The 17,964-nt window shown below is 54.9% G+C and carries 18 protein-coding genes; 10 read left to right on the forward strand and 8 right to left on the reverse strand.

What is annotated here, in order from left to right; genetic code table 11:
* The first annotated feature begins 7 nt into the window (after nucleotides 1-7).
* The gene (locus KKW20_RS12480; protein ID WP_214568215.1) at nucleotides 8-1,033 is read left to right on the forward strand and encodes a trans-3-hydroxy-L-proline dehydratase; all 1,026 of its coding nucleotides are present in this window, start codon (nucleotides 8-10) and stop codon (nucleotides 1,031-1,033) included.
* Here KKW20_RS12480 and KKW20_RS12485 read toward each other — a convergent pair.
* On the reverse strand, nucleotides 1,030-1,713 hold the full coding sequence (locus KKW20_RS12485) for a cyclic nucleotide-binding domain-containing protein (protein WP_214568216.1): 684 nt from the start codon (nucleotides 1,711-1,713) through the stop codon (nucleotides 1,030-1,032). The genes KKW20_RS12480 and KKW20_RS12485 overlap by 4 nt on opposite strands.
* Before the next feature lie 110 nt (nucleotides 1,714-1,823).
* Nucleotides 1,824-2,462, reverse strand: a complete 639-nt coding sequence (locus KKW20_RS12490; RefSeq protein ID WP_214568217.1) for a GntR family transcriptional regulator — start codon at nucleotides 2,460-2,462, stop codon at nucleotides 1,824-1,826.
* Nucleotides 2,463-2,730: 268 nt separating this feature from the next.
* Between KKW20_RS12490 and KKW20_RS12495 the strand changes: the two genes are divergently transcribed.
* The 5 genes from KKW20_RS12495 to KKW20_RS12515 all read left to right on the forward strand — a co-directional run bounded on the left by KKW20_RS12495 (nucleotide 2,731) and on the right by KKW20_RS12515 (nucleotide 8,276).
* A complete protein-coding gene (locus tag KKW20_RS12495; RefSeq protein ID WP_214568218.1) occupies nucleotides 2,731-4,323 on the forward strand; it encodes an ABC transporter substrate-binding protein in 1,593 nt (530 codons plus the stop codon).
* Nucleotides 4,324-4,398: 75 nt separating this feature from the next.
* On the forward strand, nucleotides 4,399-5,406 hold the full coding sequence (locus KKW20_RS12500; protein WP_214568219.1) for an ABC transporter permease subunit: 1,008 nt from the start codon (nucleotides 4,399-4,401) through the stop codon (nucleotides 5,404-5,406).
* Nucleotides 5,407-5,409: 3 nt separating this feature from the next.
* A complete protein-coding gene (locus KKW20_RS12505) occupies nucleotides 5,410-6,315 on the forward strand; it encodes an ABC transporter permease subunit (RefSeq protein ID WP_214568220.1) in 906 nt (301 codons plus the stop codon).
* A gap of 3 nt (nucleotides 6,316-6,318) precedes the next feature.
* Complete coding sequence (locus KKW20_RS12510) at nucleotides 6,319-7,305, forward strand: ABC transporter ATP-binding protein (protein WP_214568221.1); 987 nt, start codon at nucleotides 6,319-6,321, stop codon at nucleotides 7,303-7,305.
* Nucleotides 7,302-8,276 carry an ABC transporter ATP-binding protein gene (locus tag KKW20_RS12515; RefSeq protein WP_214568222.1) on the forward strand — a complete coding sequence of 325 codons (975 nt, stop codon included), beginning with the start codon at nucleotides 7,302-7,304 and terminating at the stop codon, nucleotides 8,274-8,276. Before KKW20_RS12510 ends, KKW20_RS12515 begins: the two co-directional genes overlap by 4 nt.
* A gap of 90 nt (nucleotides 8,277-8,366) precedes the next feature.
* Here the strand turns inward: KKW20_RS12515 and KKW20_RS12520 are convergent, their stop codons facing one another.
* The 3 genes from KKW20_RS12520 to KKW20_RS12530 form a co-directional block, all read right to left on the reverse strand.
* On the reverse strand, nucleotides 8,367-9,464 hold the full coding sequence (locus KKW20_RS12520) for a M24 family metallopeptidase (RefSeq protein WP_214568223.1): 1,098 nt from the start codon (nucleotides 9,462-9,464) through the stop codon (nucleotides 8,367-8,369).
* 87 nt (nucleotides 9,465-9,551) lie between these two features.
* A complete protein-coding gene (locus KKW20_RS12525) occupies nucleotides 9,552-9,770 on the reverse strand; it encodes a DUF6500 family protein (RefSeq protein WP_214568224.1) in 219 nt (72 codons plus the stop codon).
* Nucleotides 9,771-9,862: 92 nt separating this feature from the next.
* A complete protein-coding gene (locus KKW20_RS12530; protein WP_214568225.1) occupies nucleotides 9,863-10,651 on the reverse strand; it encodes a transporter substrate-binding domain-containing protein in 789 nt (262 codons plus the stop codon).
* A 111-nt stretch (nucleotides 10,652-10,762) separates the two neighbouring features.
* On the opposite strand from KKW20_RS12530, the gene KKW20_RS12535 reads away from it, so the two are divergent.
* The 3 genes from KKW20_RS12535 to KKW20_RS12545 all read left to right on the forward strand — a co-directional run bounded on the left by KKW20_RS12535 (nucleotide 10,763) and on the right by KKW20_RS12545 (nucleotide 12,688).
* Nucleotides 10,763-11,482 (forward strand): amino acid ABC transporter ATP-binding protein, encoded by a 720-nt coding sequence (locus KKW20_RS12535; RefSeq protein ID WP_214568226.1) that lies wholly within the window; start codon nucleotides 10,763-10,765, stop codon nucleotides 11,480-11,482.
* Between the two features lie 11 nt (nucleotides 11,483-11,493).
* Nucleotides 11,494-12,252, forward strand: a complete 759-nt coding sequence (locus tag KKW20_RS12540; RefSeq protein WP_214568227.1) for an amino acid ABC transporter permease — start codon at nucleotides 11,494-11,496, stop codon at nucleotides 12,250-12,252.
* A 100-nt stretch (nucleotides 12,253-12,352) separates the two neighbouring features.
* Nucleotides 12,353-12,688 (forward strand): carboxymuconolactone decarboxylase family protein, encoded by a 336-nt coding sequence (locus KKW20_RS12545; RefSeq protein ID WP_214568228.1) that lies wholly within the window; start codon nucleotides 12,353-12,355, stop codon nucleotides 12,686-12,688.
* Nucleotides 12,689-12,711: 23 nt separating this feature from the next.
* Here KKW20_RS12545 and KKW20_RS12550 read toward each other — a convergent pair whose 3' ends face one another.
* Both KKW20_RS12550 and KKW20_RS12555 read right to left on the reverse strand, forming a co-directional pair.
* Nucleotides 12,712-13,923: a YbfB/YjiJ family MFS transporter gene (locus tag KKW20_RS12550; RefSeq protein WP_214568229.1), complete on the reverse strand. Its 1,212-nt coding sequence runs from the start codon at nucleotides 13,921-13,923 to the stop codon at nucleotides 12,712-12,714.
* Between the two features lie 202 nt (nucleotides 13,924-14,125).
* Nucleotides 14,126-14,449: a hypothetical protein gene (locus KKW20_RS12555; protein ID WP_214568230.1), complete on the reverse strand. Its 324-nt coding sequence runs from the start codon at nucleotides 14,447-14,449 to the stop codon at nucleotides 14,126-14,128.
* A 564-nt stretch (nucleotides 14,450-15,013) separates the two neighbouring features.
* On the opposite strand from KKW20_RS12555, the gene KKW20_RS12560 reads away from it, so the two are divergent.
* The gene (locus KKW20_RS12560) at nucleotides 15,014-16,987 is read left to right on the forward strand and encodes an ATP-binding protein (RefSeq protein WP_214568231.1); all 1,974 of its coding nucleotides are present in this window, start codon (nucleotides 15,014-15,016) and stop codon (nucleotides 16,985-16,987) included.
* A gap of 245 nt (nucleotides 16,988-17,232) precedes the next feature.
* Here KKW20_RS12560 and KKW20_RS12565 read toward each other — a convergent pair.
* Nucleotides 17,233-17,964: hypothetical protein (locus KKW20_RS12565; RefSeq protein ID WP_214568232.1), on the reverse strand; the 732-nt coding region annotated here is incomplete at its 5' end.

Consider the following 17,964-nt stretch of genomic DNA (forward strand, 5'->3'; position numbering starts at 1 on the left):
ACACCCCATGCGATCAACGAAAACCATTCATGTCGTGTCCTGCCATGCCGAGGGCGAGGTGGGCGACGTGATTGTTGGCGGTGTGACCCCGCCGCCCGGAGACACAATTTGGGAGCAACGCAATTGGATCGCCGAGGATGACACGCTGCGGCGGTTTGTTCTGAACGAACCGCGCGGCGGGGTGTTTCGTCATGTGAACCTGCTCGTGCCACCAAAACACCCCGAGGCGGACGCGGCGTGGATCATCATGGAACCCGAAGACACCCCGCCGATGTCCGGGTCAAACTCGATCTGTGTGGCGACCGTTCTTTTGGACAGTGGCATTCTGCCGATGAACGAGCCTGAAACCCATTTGGTGCTAGAGGCCCCCGGTGGTTTGGTGCGGGTGCGGGCGGAATGCCGTGACGGCAAAGCCGAACGGATCAATGTGCAGAATGTTGCCAGCTTCGCCGATAAATTGGATGCGGTGATTGAGGTCGAGGGGATCGGCAGTTTGCGGGTCGACACGGCCTTTGGGGGCGACAGCTTTGTGATTGTCGATGCGGTTGATCTTGGCTTTGCGCTCACCCCGGATGAGGCGGCGGATCTCGCGCGCACCGGCGCCAAAATCACCGATGCAGCCAATGAGCAGTTGGGATTCTCGCATCCCGTCACCGATTGGAACCACATCTCGTTTTGCCAAATTGCTGGGCCGCTGGTGCGAGAGGGCGATGTGTTGACGGGCAAAAACGCCGTGGCGATTAAACCGGGAAAAGTGGATCGCTCGCCCACCGGCACCGGTGTTTCCGCGCGCATGGCGATGCTGTTGGCGAAAGGTCAGATGGGCGTTCAGGATCGATATGTGGCCCGGTCGATAATCGACAGTGAATTTCAGGGCCGTATCGTTGCGCAGTTTGACCTGAATGGGCGCGCCGCAATCACGCCTGAGATTTCGGGGCGCGCGTGGATTACGGGCACGCATCAACATATGCTTGACCCGTCAGATCCATGGCCCGGCGGGTATCGGTTGTCGGACACCTGGGGTGCCCGCTAAACGGTGCATTCCTGTGAAAACGCGCGCAATCCGCGCAGATCACCAAGGCGGATGTTGCCTTCGTGACTGTGTACGCCGAACGGTTTTAGTTGGCGAAACGCGCGTGACAGGCTTTCGGGTTTCATGCCCAGCTTGCCGGCAAGCACCTTTTTGCCATAGGGCAGGGTCATCTCGTTCTCGCCACCTTTTGTGTCGCTCAATTCAACCAGATAATCAGACAATCGCTGTGCACCGGTTTTGGCCTTAAGTTGTTCGATCTGTCCAATCATATCGCGGGCATGGCCCGATGCGGCGGCCAACACCGCCATGTGTAATTCAGCAAATGCGTTTTTACAGGTGCAGATTGCGCGAAGGTCCAGATGTAAAACCGTGCAATTGCTGATCGCTTCGGCCGAGGCGATGGCCGCCCCTTTTTTCAATGCTGGAACTTCGTCAAAGCTGTGACCATGGTCCAGCATCGCGAGCGTGGTTTCGGTGCCGCCCGAAGACAGGCGGAACAGTTTCACCCAGCCGTCCACCACGACTTTCAGTGTTGGGTTTTCATCGCCTTGCAGGCTGATGATGCTGCCCTGAGGGTGGGACCGCATCACGGATTTTCCGACCAAACAGGCGCGGACATGCGGGGACAGCCGCGCAAAGAATGGCAGTTTTGTTAAGGCGGATTTGGTGTGGATGTGCATGGGGCAGTCCCTCAGATTGAGGGACCAACCTACCCTAATGGAGGGCAGGCTGGATTGACGCAGGTCAAAACGGAAAAATAGTGAACCAGCAAGTCAAAATTGGAATGACTTTAGTCTTTCAATGCTTGCGCGTGGATCGCCATCACCCCCATCAGCGTTTCCATGGTTTGAAAGGCGCGTACGTCCTCGCGGGCCAAAACCGCATCCATCACAGCGATATGCCCCTCGCCCAATCGCCTCATGCTGTCGCGCGAGAAGTAGCGATACCAGAACCGGCGCGCATGGGTTTGCAGGGGGCCAAGGATGTTGTTCAGATATTGGTTTTCGCAGGCGGATGTCATGGCCTGATCAAAGGCTTTGTCGGCCTTGAGGTAAAGTTCTGCGTCTAAATCGGGCAGGGCGTCTTGCATCATTTGCTGGCTGATCCGCACGTCTTCCAATTGGCGCGGTGTGGCAAAGCGGGCGGCGGCGCGGGCAAGGCGGGGTTCCAGCACTTTGCGCAGTTCGATCACTTTGGAACAGTCTTCGGCGCGGATGTCGGCGATTTTGATGCCAGATCGCGGGCGCACCTCGATCAACCCCTCCCAAGACAGGCGTTGCATCGCCTCGCGCAGGGGGGTGCGGCCCATCTTTGTGACCTCAATCAACTTGCGTTCCGAGATGATGGATCCGGGTTCAAGTTGCAGGGTGACAATGCGTTCTTCGATGGCAAGATAGGCTTGCGTCGCGAGGTTTGGGGGCTGTGTCATGAGGCGACTCGCTGAACTGGTTCGACGCTTATATATCAGTGGGCGGCCAGTTCGGGAAGATCTTTACCCGCGGTCAAGCGACTCGGTTTTGGTTTCGCAGTTTACCAATTGATCAATATTTGTGATGATGGCGATAACACATTATGTAACGCATTGTTAACACCACAAATATTTTGCTGATATATCAGTGTTGATTTGCTGCAATGCCCATCATAAGCTGCCCCCATTCCGCGCCAAAAAGGCGTGAAGACCTGATTGGGAGGATATCATGAAAAAACACTTTAAGCTGGCCAGCATTGCTGCTGCTGCGATGCTGACCGCATCGACGGCTATGGCCGATGGCACCCTTGTCTATTGCTCGGAAGGATCACCCGAAGGGTTTGATGCCGCGCTTTATACATCGGGCACCACCTTTGATGCGTCTTCAAAAGCGCTCTACAGCCGTCTGGCTGAATTTGACACTGGCACCACCAATGTCATCCCTGGTCTGGCTGAAAGCTGGGACGTGTCAGAAGACGGTCTGGAATACACATTCCACCTGCGTCCCGGTGTGAAATTCCACACCACTGACTATTTCACGCCAACCCGTGACATGAACGCAGACGACGTGATCTTCACGTTTGAGCGTCAGGGCGACGAAGCCAACCCCTTCAACAAAGTGTCCGGCGGCACCTGGGAATATTACAACGGCATGTCGATGCCTTCGCTGATCAAAGAGATCGTGAAAGTTGACGACCTGACGGTGAAATTCGTTCTGAACCGCCCAGAGGCGCCAATGATCGCCAACCTGGCGATGGATTTCGCATCTATTGTGTCCAAGGAATATGCCGACGCGATGCTGGCGGCTGGCACCCCTGAGAACCTGAACCAAATGCCGATCGGCACCGGTCCGTTCCAATTTGTTGGCTACCAAAAAGACGCGGTTGTTCGCTATTCGGCAAACCCCGACTTTTTCCGCGGCAAAGCGGATGTGGACAATCTGATCTTTGCGATCACACCAGATGCGGCCGTTCGTTATCAAAAGCTGAAAGCGGGCGAATGCCATGTGATGCCATATCCAAACCCGGCTGATGTTGCCGCCATGCGTGCGGATGCGGACATCAACCTGACCGAGCAAGAAGGCCTGAACGTGGGCTATCTGGCTTATAACTCTTTGGTTGCACCGTTTGACAATCCCGAAGTGCGTAAAGCGCTGAACATGGCGATGAACAAACAAGCCATCATCGACGTTGTGTTCCAGGGTGCTGGTCAAATCGCCAAAAACCCGATCCCACCAACAATCTGGTCGTATAATGATGCGGTTCAGGATGACGTGTATGATCCGGTAAAAGCGAAAGCCATGCTGGATGCCGCTGGTGTCAAAGATCTTGAAATGAAGATCTGGGCCATGCCTGTTCAGCGTCCATACAACCCAAATGCCCGCCGTATGGCAGAGCTGATCCAAGAGGATTTCGGCAAAGTTGGCGTCAAGGCTGAGGTTGTGTCCTACGAATGGGGTGAATACCTGTCGCGGTCAAAAGACAAAGATCGTGACGGTGCTGTGCTTCTGGGTTGGACCGGCGACAACGGCGATCCCGACAACTTCCTGGCCGTTCTTCTCGGCTGTGACGGTGTTGGTGGTTCAAACCGCGCACAATGGTGCTACGAGCCTTTCCAAAAGCTGATCGATGCTGCCAAGCAGGAATCTGATCCAGCGAAACGGACCGCGCTTTATGAAGAAGCTCAGGTTGTGTTCAAAGAGCAAGCGCCATGGGCAACCATCGCTCACTCGATCGTTCACATGCCTCTGCGCAACGAAGTTCAAGGCTATAAGATCGACCCACTGGGCGGTCACATCTTCTACGGTGTTAGCCTGAAATAAACAGGTCACCATGACCTCAAACAGGGGCGGGCGCATCATGTGCCCGCCCCAGCCAGTTTACCGCGAGCCATCCACATGCTGTCTTTTCTGCTGCGCAGATTGCTGACGTTTGTGCCGACCTTTATTGGTGTCACAGTCGTCTCTTTTGTTTTCATCCGCCTTCTACCCGGTGACCCGATCCTGCTTTTGGCAGGGGAACGTGGCGTCGGAGAAGAGCGTTATGCCGAACTGATCAAACAATTCGGATTTGATCAGCCCATCTGGCGCCAATACATCGATTACCTCGGTGGCGTGCTGCAGGGCGATCTGGGCACGTCTTTCGTGACCAAGAAACCGGTTGTGACCGAGTTCTTTGCGCTCTTTCCCGCAACCGTCGAACTGTCGCTCTGCGCCATTATCGTGGCTGTGGTGCTTGGCATTCCAGCGGGCGTGATTGCCGCTGTGAACCGCGGAAAGTTCTTTGATCAGGCGCTGATGACCACGGCTTTGGTTGGCTATTCAATGCCGATCTTCTGGTGGGCGCTGCTGCTGATTATCGTGTTTTCATCGGGCCTTGGCTGGACGCCGGTGTCCGGGCGGATTTCGTTCATGTACTTCTTCGACAATGTCACCGGCTTTATGTTGATCGACAGTCTGTTGTCCGGGCAAAAAGGGGCGTTCCTGTCCGCCGTGCGGCACCTGATCCTGCCGACGATTGTCTTGGCGACCATTCCGCTTGCCATCATCGCCCGGCAAACCCGGTCCGCGATGCTTGAGGTGTTGGGCGAAGATTACGTGCGGACCGCGCGTGCCAAAGGGCTGTCGCCGCTTCGCGTCAACGGCCAACACGCGCTTCGCAACGCCATGATCCCGGTGATCACCGTGATTGGCCTGTCGGTCGGCACACTTATGGCCGGCGCAATCCTGACCGAAACGATCTTTAGCTGGCCGGGCATCGGCAAGTGGATGGTCGATAGCATCTTCCGCCGCGATTATCAGGTCGTACAAGGTGGCCTGTTGATGATTGCGTCGATCATTATGATCGTGAACCTTACCGTTGACGTGCTTTACGGCTGGATCAACCCAAAGATCAGAAAGGGCTGACGGATGACCGAGACATCAACCAATTCGCCCGAAACCACCCCTGCACCGCCCGGCCCGCTGCGCGAGTTCTGGAGCTATTTTCGCGAAAACCGGGGTGCCGTCGTTGGCATGTATATCTTCGCGGCGTTTTTCATCGTGGCCTTGATCGCCCCGCTTTTGGCGCCCTACACCCCACATGAACAGTTCCGCGATCACCTGTTGCAACCGCCGTTCTGGCAAGAGGGCGGATCCACCAAGTTCCTCTTGGGGACCGATCCCCTAGGTCGCGATATGCTGTCACGACTGCTGTTTGGCGCGCGGTTCTCATTCTTCATCGGTGTGATTGTTGTGTCGATCGCGTCGTTCTTTGGCGTGATCATCGGCGTGATTGCCGGGTTTGCCCCAAAGTGGGCGGACACGCTGATCATGCGTTTGATGGACATCATCCTGTCCTTCCCATCGCTTTTGCTGGCGCTTGTGCTGGTGGCCATTCTTGGGCCATCACTGATCAATGCGATGATCGCCATTGCCTTGGTGCTACAGCCCCATTTCGTGCGCCTGACGCGCGCCGCCGTGCTGTCGGAACGCACCAAAGACTATGTGACCGCCGGTCGCGTGGCCGGCGCAGGCCGGTTGCGCACCATGTTTGTCACCGTATTGCCCAATTGCTTGGCGCCGATCATTGTGCAGGCTGCCTTGTCGTTCTCATCCGCTATTTTGGACGCTGCGGCGCTTGGCTTTCTGGGCATGGGGGCCCAGCCGCCCACGCCAGAATGGGGCACGATGCTCGCGGAATCGCGTGAATTCATCCTACGCGCGTGGTGGGTTGTGACCATGCCGGGCCTGTGTATCCTGATCGCCGTTCTTGCCATCAACCTTATGGGTGACGGGTTGCGCGACGCGCTTGATCCGAAACTAAAGCGGAGCTGACGCATGAGCCTTTTAGAGATAAAAAACCTCACCGTAGAGTTCCGCACCGCAAACGGTCCGTTCCGGGCCGTGGACAGCGTGGATATGACCGTCGAGGCGGGCGACCTTCGCGCCATCGTGGGCGAAAGTGGATCCGGGAAATCCGTGTCGATGTTGGCGATGATGGGGCTTTTGCCCTGGACCGCCAATATCACCGCCGACAAGATGGAGTTTGACGGGCAAGACCTGCTCAAAATGTCCGCCCGCGACCGGCGCAAAATCATCGGCAAAGATGTGTCGATGATTTTCCAGGAACCGATGTCGTCGCTGAACCCCTGCTACACCGTTGGGCGTCAGATCAAAGAGGTGCTGCGCCAGCACACCCCGTTGACCCGATCCGAACGGCAAGCCCGCGCGGTTGAGCTGATGGATCAGGTGGGCATTCCCGATCCGGCCAAACGTCTGTCAGCCTTCCCGCATCAACTGTCGGGCGGGATGAGCCAGCGGGTGATGATCGCCATGGCGCTTGCGTGTAAACCCAAGCTGTTGATTGCGGATGAACCGACCACAGCGCTTGATGTGACCATTCAGGCGCAGATTCTTGATCTGCTCATCGACCTGCAAAAAACCGAAGGCATGGCGTTGATCCTGATCACCCATGATATGGGTGTGGTGGCCGAAACCGTCGACCGTGTGTCGGTGCAATACGCAGGCCAGCGTGTGGAAGAGCAAGAGGTGAATGCGCTGTTCACCGACCCACATCACCCCTATACGGCGGCGCTGCTTGCCGCCCTTCCTGAACGGGCAACAGGTAAGCATTTGCCAACGATCGCGGGCGTTGTTCCGGGTCAATTCGATCGGCCAAAAGGGTGTCTATTCTCGCCCCGCTGCGCCTTTGCCGATGATCTGTGCCACTCCACCCAACCTGGCAAAGCCAGCGCTGATCTGGGCGAAGCCCTCTGTCACCACCCGCTGAAAAACGGCCAGCCCGTATCGGAGGAACCCGCATGAGCGCCCCCATTCTGACCGCCCAAAATCTGTGTCGTCATTTCGAGGTGAAAACCGGTTTGTTTGGCGGTAGCCACACCGTGCGTGCGCTGGATGGGGCCAGTTTCGATCTGGTGCCCGGTCGCACGCTGGCTGTTGTGGGGGAAAGCGGCTGTGGCAAATCCACACTCGCCAACCTTGTCACCATGATTGACACGCCCACATCGGGCAGCTTTGCCATCGACGGGAAAGACATCCAGCCGGGCGATGAGCTGCGCGATAAAAAGCTGCGCGCCAAAGTGCAGATTGTGTTTCAAAACCCCTATGGCTCGCTCAACCCGCGCCAGACCATCGGTAAAATCCTGATGGAGCCTTTGTTGCTGAACCGACCGGACATCCCGGCGGATGAACGCGAAAAGCGTGCGCGCGAAATGGTGGAACTGGTTGGGCTGCGGCCCGAACATTTCAACCGTTACCCACATATGTTTTCCGGTGGCCAACGCCAGCGGATTGCGGTGGCGCGTGCGTTGATGCTGGAACCTGAAATTCTGGTCTTGGACGAGCCGGTGTCGGCGCTTGATCTGTCGATCCAGTCACAGGTTCTGAACCTGCTGACGGACCTGCAGGACAAATTCAATCTGGCCTATCTCTTCATCAGCCACGACCTGTCTGTGGTGCGCCATTTTGCCGACGATGTGATCGTGATGTATCTGGGTAAACCGGTGGAACAAGGGTCAAAAGAACAAGTGTTTAACGCCCCGCGCCACCCTTACACAAAGGCGCTGATGTCCGCGACACCAATGGCGGATCCCGCCAATCGGGTTGAACGCATCAAGCTGGAAGGGGAACTTCCCTCACCGCTGAATGTGCCCGTGGGTTGCGCGTTTAATCCGCGGTGTTGGAAAGCGACCGACCAATGCCGTGCCGAACGCCCGCCAATGTCAGGGGGCGATCACGGTTTTGCCTGCTTCCATCCGGAAGGTCCTGAGCAATAATCCCAACGAATGAAAAAGGGCGCCACGTAATGCGGGCGCCCTTTTTCTTGCCCTAAGTACCTCGGGGTTCGAGGGGCAGAGCCCCTCACTTTACCCGCGCACAAACATATCACGCGGCAGGTCGGAATATACCTCTGGCCCGTCGTCGCGCAGGATCACAATCTCTTCCAATCGAATGCCAAACTGATCCAACAGGTAAATTCCCGGCTCAATTGAAAAAACATTTCCGGCCTCAAGCACCACATCAGACCCTGACACAATGTCGGGCTTTTCGTGCAGATCCAGCCCCAGACCATGCCCGGTGCGCGACACAAAGGTGTCGCCATATCCTGCGTCAATGATCACATCACGCGCAGCCGCATCCACCGCGCCCGAGGTCACGCCGGGCTGTGCGGTTGCCAAAGCGGCCGCCACCGCACGCTCCACAATATCAAAAATCTTGGTGTATTCGACCGAGGGCGTGCCAAACCAACCACAGCGCGTGTTGTCCGCCGGATAGCCCATATGACGACAGCCGCAATCAATTTGCACCGCCATCTCGCGGGTCAGACGTGTGTCGCCTGTGTGGTGATGGGGGAAGGCGCCGTTGGGGCCAAAGGCGACGTTGATAAACTCCACCCGTGCGCCGTGACTGGCGTAGGTGGCGGCGATCACATCGGCCACATCGCGTTCCGTCATCCCCTCGCGCAGCCCATCAAATGCCGCCGTCAGGGCGATGTCATTCACCTGATGTGTTGCCTTAAGGGCCGCGTGTTCTGAGGCATCTTTGATCTTGCGCAGCGCGCCAATGGCACCGTGTTGAAAGACGTGCTGGGCACCGGGAAGTTTGCCCAGCAACAGGAAGGAAAAATCCGAGCGCATCATTTCATCCAGCGCCACGCGCGGGTTTTCGGGCAGCGGGATGCGCGACAGGATTTCATCCAGTGCCGCGTGCGGTCCGTTTGCATCCGCCCATGTGGTGAACGGGATGTCGGTATGTTGGCGCACGCTGTCGGCATTCAGCGCCGGCATCAAAAACTCTGCGTGTTCTTGGCTGATCAACAACAGCACCGGGCGTTCATCCCCATGCGGATCCAGCCCCGTCAACCACGCCAAATGGCTGGTTGGCCCCACGGCCACCAAATCGGTTTCTGTTTCGCGCATTTTTGCACGCAGTTTGGTGAGGCGGGTTTGGTAAATTGCGGACATGGGACCCTCGTTATTGGCTGTTCAAGAGGCACCATGTCTGGTGAAGGGAGTCAATGGGATTTTGGATCCAAAGTGGCCGTCATGGGATTATTTCCCCGAAGTCACCATCGCACGGATCTTCACGGCCTTCTCAAAGTGATCAAGCGCGTGGGTTTGAATCCACCACGTTGCGGCCTCCATCAACAGATCCGGGTCGTCGTTTTTATTGGCGAAAAACGCATAAAACGACAGGCCAACGCCTTCGCCTTTTTGGGCAATTTTTGCATCGCAGGTTTGGATGATTTTCGCTCGTAACGTGTCGCGCATTTTATGTCCCTATGCAGGGGGGGGAACCGAAAACGGGGGCCGCAGCCCCCGCTCCCAAACCTATCTCACTTTAGGTAAGGTGCCGCAATCGCTTACTGCAAACCCCATTTTTTCGCGGTGGCGTCAAAGAACCCCTTCTCCTGCTTCAGCTTAATCCAGCTGTTCACATAGTTGATCCATACCTGATCAGCCTGCGGCAGGATCATCGCGATGGGGGTCGGCTTGGCGGGGCTTTCCACGTCAACGCGGGTCACTTGGGGGAACTTCTGCACCAAGGTCGCCCCTTCGATGTTCGAGGTTATGAACACGTCAGACCGTCCGGCGATCACTTCTTGATACCCACGGGCAGGGGCCTCAACCACTTTGATGTCCGCGTTGGGGAACCAATCGCGCACCATCTTTTCGAACGAGGTGCCAAGCGTGGTGGCGACCTTTACGTCGGGCTGGTTCAAACTTTCCCAAGTGGTAAAGCGGCCGGCCTTATCCGTTGTGGTGAACGGCAGGATTTGCACCGAAATATAAGGCGATGAATAGCCCGCCACCTTCATGCGCGAAGGCGAGATCGAGGCGGAGCCTGTCATGTGGTATTTGCCCGCAACAATGCCATTTACCAATGTTTTCCAGTCGGTTGGAACAAATTCCAGCTCAACTTCAAGGTCTTTCGCCAGCTCTGTCATCACGTCGATGTCATAGCCTTTGTACCCTTCTGTGGCCGGGTCGCGCACCGACATTGGGTTCCAATCGCCGGTGGTGCCGACCTTCAGGACCCCGTTTGAAAGAATGTCATTCAGGGCCGATTGCGCCTGTGCGGGGGCGGCAAACGCCAACCCGGCAACAAGGGCTGCACCAACCGTGCGTCTAAGAGTTCGCAAAAAGTTCATCAAGAGGATCCTTTTCTAGGCTATCACATGCGTTTCGTCTCTCTATATTAGAACAAAATGTGAATTTGCGTTAGCCGATCACGAATAGGTGATGAGATGTGGGGAACTGAGATGAGCGCAGCGGTCAAAATGTCGAGCCTGTCCAAGTGGTATGGCGATTTTCAGGTGCTAAAGGATATCGATCTAAAGGTCGCCGCGGGTGAGAAACTGGTGATCTGCGGCCCATCCGGATCTGGTAAATCCACCGTGGTGCGCTGTGTTGCCAATCTTGAACCCTATCAGGGCGGTGATTTGTCGGTGCTGGACACGGCGCCTGACAAGGTGCGGCGCGGCGACGTGGGTATGGTGTTTCAACAGTTCAACCTGTTTCCGCATCTCTCTGTGCTCGACAACCTCACGCTTGGCCCCATTCGGGTGCTGAAACAATCGCGCACCGAGGCCGAGGCGCGGGCGCGGGATCTGCTGGACCGGGTGAAAATCCCCGACCAGGCGGACAAGCGGCCGGGGCAATTGTCCGGCGGTCAGCAACAGCGCGTCGCGATTGCGCGGGCGCTTTGCATGGAACCCAAGGTGATGCTGTTTGACGAGCCGACCTCGGCGCTGGACCCGGAAATGATCGCCGAAGTTTTGGACGTGATGGAGGAGCTGGCGCGGGACGGCATGACCATGATTTGCGTGACACATGAAATGGGCTTTGCCCGCCGAGTGGCCGATCGCATTGCCTTTATGGACGCGGGTGAAATGGTCGAAATCGGCACCCCGGATCAGGTGTTCACCGCACCAAAATCCGACCGGTTCGCCGACTTCCTTGATAAGATCCTAAGCCATTGAAGGGCGCGCGCATGACCCGGTTTCTGCCCTTTGCCGCCCTTCTGTTGCTGGCCAGTTGCGCGGGGCAACCCGGCACTTGGGGCTGGTATGTTGTGGATCCCACCACCGCCAACGGTTGGGTGAATATCAAGTTCCTGCTGCGCGGGTTTTCATCCACCATTCAAGTGTCCTTGCTGGCGGCCTTTGCGTCGATCATCATCGGCCTGTTGATCACCATGCCGGGGCTGTCGGCAAATCGTTGGGTCCGCCTGCCGAACCGAATTTACGTAGAGTTTATCCGCGCGATTCCCCTGTTGCCGATGTTGTTTTGGGTATTTTACGGCCTTCCTGTGGTGATGAAATCCATGGGAATTCAAATCAACATCGACCCGTTTTGGGGCGCTGTGATCACATTGGCCATTTCCGACAGCGCCTTTACGGCAGAGATTTTCCGGTCGGGCATTCAGGCCGTGCCGCGTGGCCAGACCGAGGCCTCCTCCGTGATCGGCCTTAGCCGCGCACAGACGATGCGCTATGTGATCTTGCCGCAAGCGATCCGCCGCATCCTGCCGCCGCTGGCGAACCAGTTCATCTATATCGTGAAAATGTCGGCCTTTGCGTCCGTCATTGGTATGCAGGAGTTGACCCGCCGCGCCAATGAATTGGTGGTCACCGAATATCGCCCGCTGGAGATTTATTCGCTGCTCATCCTCGAATATCTCGTGCTGGTCTTGATCATCTCATCCGCTGTGCGCTGGCTGGAACGGCGCATGGGGGCGGACGAGCGCTGATCTGTCACGCTTTTCACGTCTGCGTCAGCGGGACAAACGGGGGGTGGTTCCCCCGCCGGTGCGGCCCATATTGGGGGAACGCAACCAAAGGAGACGCGCGATGGATTGGGACGCTTTCATGAAAGAGACCGTGGGAAATATCGGCAAATTGGGGCGCGATATGCCTGAGACGATGAAGGGGTTCACCCAGATGGGCACCGCCGCCAAAAAGGACGGTGCGTTGTCGGAAAAGACCAAGGAATTCATGGCGCTGGGCATTGCGATTGCCACCCGTTGCGACAGCTGCATTGGCTTTCACGTACAATCCCTTGTGCGCCTTGGTGCGACCTTGGATGAGATGAACGAAGCCCTTGCGATGGCGACTTACATGGGCGGCGGGCCGTCGCTGGCCTATTCCGCCAAAGCCCGCGCGGCGTACGAGCATTTCAGCGCCTAAGCCCTCTTAATCCTGTTCGGGCGTCAACCTGTCCGAACGGGTTCCTTATCCGCGGTGGAATGCCCAAGGGAGATGGGGTTTTTGATCTGCAAAATGACCAATAAAACGCCGCCCAAGGCCACGGATGCGGCGGGCAGATACAGGCTGGCGTTGTAATTCCCGCTGATCGCGGCCAGCTGTGCGGCCAGCGCCGGGGCAAGGATTTGTGCGGTCCCATAAGACAGGGTCATCTTGCCCATCAACTTGGCGGGCTGCGCGGGATAAAGAAGCCCGCCCATGGTCAAAACCAGACTGACGACCCCCATAAACGTGGCGCCAAACAGCATGGTCGACAAAAGCACGCTGACCAGTCCGGGGATCAAAATCGGCATGATAATGGCAGGCACCTGCAAAAACATCGCGAGGATCAACGTCGGGACATAGCCAAAGCGCCGTGCGCTTAGATCCCAAAGCGCGCCAGCGGGTGCGGCCGCCAGACCAAGGATGAGAAAGGCGAGGGGCCCCTGACCTTTCAGGCCGGGTAAATCCTCGACAATGGCGACGATGAAGGTCGCGGTGATCACATATCCAATGCCGGCAAAGAAGTAGGCGGCCAGAAACATCCGCATGAAAAACGGGCTGAGTTGCGTGGCGCTGTGCGGTTGGGTTTTTGCGGTGGCCGCGGTGTGTTTTGGCGATGGCAACCAGCCCCAAGCCGGGATCAGCAGGGCCAAACCGATCGCTGCCAAGATCAGCCATTGGGTATCCCATGGCAACATCTGCTCCATCCCCCAAACGGTGATCGCGGCCAAAGCAATGCCCAGCCCAAGCCCGGCAAAATGCACACCCAATTCAGCGCGGTACCCGTGGCGCATCAGCCAGTGCATGACCAGGCCAGAGGCCAGCAACATCCCCGCCGCACTGCTGAGCCCCGACAGAAACCGAAGGATCGCCCAGAGCCAGATATTGTCGGTCAGCCCCATCGCGGCAGTTGTGGCAATCGCCATGATCAACCCAAGCCGATACAATCGGTCCTTCACGGCCAAGTCTTTGATCGACATCGACAAAAGCGCCCCGCCCAAATACCCCACGTAATTGATGGTCGCCAGCCAGCCGCCCCAAAAATGGCTCAGTCCGGCGTCTTCGATCATTGTTGGCAACAATGGTGTATAGGCAAACCGCGCGATCCCCACGGTGAGGATCAGGCTGAATACGCCCGCAGCGATGACTTTTGCGCGGTCTAGGGATGGGGGCATTGGTGTGTCCTGTAAGGTGCAGCTTGACCTTAGGGCGCGCGCCGGATGGCGTATAGAGAATTGTCAGGCAAATGAGGGTGAAACACCCAAAGTCACGTAACGGAATCAGTTTGGGATTGGGTGTAATCATATGGCCCCGGCGAAGGGCATAGCTCTGCCGGAAGCAATTTGGGTTTGGATCCCTCAAATGTGCAATTCTGCCCTAAAAAACCTCACCGCTAAGGTGCTCATACCGCCCCCATGCGCAGGGGTAAAACCGTTTTGAGGGATCTGTGGTGTGATAATAGACATACCCCCCTTTTTCCAATTGCGGCTTCATACGCTTATAGTTGGACATGCCTTCTTGTGTTCCAATCCAATAGGATTCTCCGCAGGCATTAATCTCATGAATACCCTGTTGACGTTGCAGCCCCATCGCATTGGTTCCGTCGCTTAAAATGGGCGATCCCTGAATGTCTAAGGCGGCGGCAAAGGATGCGGGCAAAGACAAAGCAACAACCAGCGCTAAGGTTTTGAAAGGTCTCATAGTGAAGCTCCTAAAGAAATTGGAGGGCAGGTATCGCCCATGCTTCACATTCTAATTATTTAATATATCTATTCCCTGATTTGGATCAATAAAATAAGGGTGTTTAGCAAGTTGAGTGGCGCACATGTTCAGAAAAGTTCACGGGCCAAAGTTGCGTGAATTAGGCCGGTGTCGGCGTGGAAAAGCAATGATTTTGGAATAAATGGTGCCCAGAAGAGGCATCATCACCGGAAAAATCGCTTTGTTATCAATGGAATATAAGCACGTATTCTGCGAAATGTGAAGCGATTGTGAAGCGATTTCAGCAAGGGCTACAAACTAACTAAAGTCGGCCTTAGAACAGATTTCTTTCTTTGCCAGTGTTCAGCCCGATGCAGACCTTTTTAGCATGTCGATGATAAGTCAAAGTTCACTACGGTGTGCTCTAGGTTTAGATAAGAGTGGGAGCCCCAAAACTACGGAAGTGGCTAGCTCAAACCGCTGAGCAGTGTCATATAGCTCAAGAACTTAAAGAGAGCGAGTTCGTGTTTATGAACTGTGCTCGAACCTCAGGAGCGCCTACTAATGACATCAACTGACGGGACCTTGTCCTGGAATCCACTTGAAGCGGCCGGAAACGTCGATGCAAATGTTCTCGCTTCCGCGAAGAAGCGCGAAATCAAAAATATTTTGAAGTCGTACGTTAGCAATTATGATCCACTCTCAGAAATCCTCCAAAATGCAATGGACGCAGTTGAGAAGAGATTTGGTGCTGACCAGAATGGCGCCTCCAAAATAAGGGTCAGTATTAATTTGCAAGAAAATTCCGTTGAAGTGGTTGATAACGGCTGTGGGTTCGAGGAAGCTGAGTTTCGATCTTTTCTAGCTCCGAGCATTTCGTTCAAATCTGGTGGAGACACACGTGGCAACAAGGGTGTTGGCGTCACCTATATTGCTTATGGTTTCAATGAGCTGACAGTCAGGACTAAAAGCGAATTCTTTTCGTATGAAGGAGTGATGCGTCGTGGAAGGGAGTGGATTGAGGATCAATCGGGGACGGTTCCAGTTCCAGTTATCGAGCCAGCGAAAACAGAGAGTTCGGCGTTTAAAGAGCTTGATCAGGGCTCTAGCTTCAAGATTACATTTTCGGGAAAGCACGTTCGACCAAGTAGCCTGGCCTGGTACAAAGCTAAAACTGCGGATCAATGGCTATACTTACTACTCGTCAAAACTCCTCTAGGCGCGATAGATTTACCTAGTTGTTCTGCATCGAATATTCAGTTTGATCTTGAGGTCACAGATGAAAAGGGAAATGTGTCGAAAGTTGACTCAGCGTCCGCAAGGTACAAATTTCCTCACCTCGAGATCAAGGCGAGCCAGAATCTGCGTAAAATCGTAGCTGCTCAGCAAAAGGCTTTGGATTCCGGGAAAGACCCTTCAAAGGCCATTGAAAAGTTTCGTAAATCGAATGCCATTTACGAAATGTACTCTGCGGACGAAGCGACTGGCCTCGCGAAACTAACTGAAGCGGAAAAAGACCTTGCAAAAACTCACAAGCTTACTGCGTACGGATATTTTGTCTATTCGACAGAAGTTTGGGACCAGTTGAATGACAAAAAGGCAAAGTTGCGGAAAGGGCTTCGAATAATTAGAGGCGGCTTGCAGATTGCGAGCAATGGCATGCCGCAAGGTGAACTAATAACGATTCCTTTGACTAAAAGCATCGGCCATCAGAACCAGAGCCACGTCATTGTTCACTTTGACGGAGCTGAACCCGACTTGGGCCGAAAGGGATTTCAGCCTGAGCTAAAAGAGCTAGCCGAAAAAATTGCAGTAGGGGTTGTCAAACAACTCAGCGCAAGAAGAGACGATATTCTGAAATCTGACAGTGGCGCTCAAGCAGACATAGATAAAGAAATCAAAGTTCATGATTGGCTAAAAAACCAGGAACAGCACGAAACGGATCACCCCTTGATACTCAAGAACGACAAGTTCTTTTTGCCTACAAAAAAGATTTCGGTCATGTGCGTTCCTCAGAGTGAACAAGACGTAATAGTGCTGTTCAACCAGTTGATTGCAGGTGGTGTTATTCGAGGCTTGAAGCTTCTGGCTACATCCCAGTCTTCACAATACGATGGTGTTTTTAGATTTTCGGCAGAAAACCCCTTAACAGATTATGCCTATGACGTGAAAAACAACCCCCTAGGTGTTTTTGACGAGCAACTCACAAAAGAATACACCACTCCACCAAAAGTTCTCGAATACAAATTTTGCTTGGACGGGCTGATCCGAGAATTTGAATCGGAAGACAAACATGAGAAAGACATCGACCTCGCTATTTTTTGGGAGATGGGGAGCGAATTCGACAAGGAATACTCAGTTATTTCATACCTAGATGAAGAGCAAACACATCATCGAACCCACCATGGCTTAACGCACCGGCTAAATTCTGCGAATTCGCATATTGAAGTGATTTGCCTCAAAGAATTGTTTCAATTGCTTAATGACCCGAAAGTTGCACAAGAACACCAACAATCGACGTATGGTGTCGACATATAAAAAATGGGAATATTCGGTTGGTTTGGCGGATTTGGAATTTTGCCAAGCCAATCGGGTTCTTCTAATGCGTTGTTTTGGTTCGCATTGCGAGCGCTTCATAGGGAGACACTTGCTCCTAGCCACCGTTTGTGCGAACCACCACGAACAGAAATCAAATAGTTGCTTCCCTAATTAGGTGCCCTAAGGATTAGGAACACTGAGTTCCTGGACCGTCCCCGCTTAGGTTCTTCTATCCCTTATCCTCACTAAAATTCACCCTCTAAGGAGTCTTCTTCTTCAAGGTCAAACTCTTCCAAGAGGTTTCGCCCAGCGCCATTCAAAGCGTCCCAAAAGGCATCGCTTTCAATCATCCTTGATGGTAGCGCAGGAGAGATGATTTCCAGCGCTCTCGCTACAACGCCTGGGTTATCGACAGCTTTCCCACCAAGGGCTTTCCCGATCCGTTCAGCCCAATCCTGTGCCATCGCTTCGGCAGCGTTTTCGGTAAACTCCGAAGTGCTCTTGCTCTTATCCGTATCACGTGACCAATCCCAACCTTGATCAATCATTTGACTGGTTGATATTCCTCGTTCCCTGAGACGTTTCAGCACCCCCCGCATGATCGAGATTTGCTGCTTCGAGACCCCAGACCACTTCACCAATTCCGCAATTGACCCAGAGCCTTCGCATACCATTTTCCAAGCGGCGTTGCCCTTCTCCGCTCTGGTGATTGTGACCTTCTCACGCCCATTCAACTTGGAAGCTGCCCCTATCGCTGCGTTGAGGGGCATATTCGGGTGAGCCTCTACGGGAACCTTTATGGTTGCCTCTCCTCGTGCCTCTCGAAGGTGATAGGCAGCAGCTCTGTGATGACCATCGTAAGCGGTGCGCTGCCCCCACCTTCCAGACGACAAGCTGATCTGCGAGTCCGTTTCCACGTGTAGATTTGGAATGGAGGCGGCGTTGGTAGGACATATAGAGCACCATATGGAGGACAT

It is taken from the genome of Aliiroseovarius lamellibrachiae, from assembly GCF_018599245.1.
GTDB lineage: Bacteria > Pseudomonadota > Alphaproteobacteria > Rhodobacterales > Rhodobacteraceae > Aliiroseovarius > Aliiroseovarius lamellibrachiae.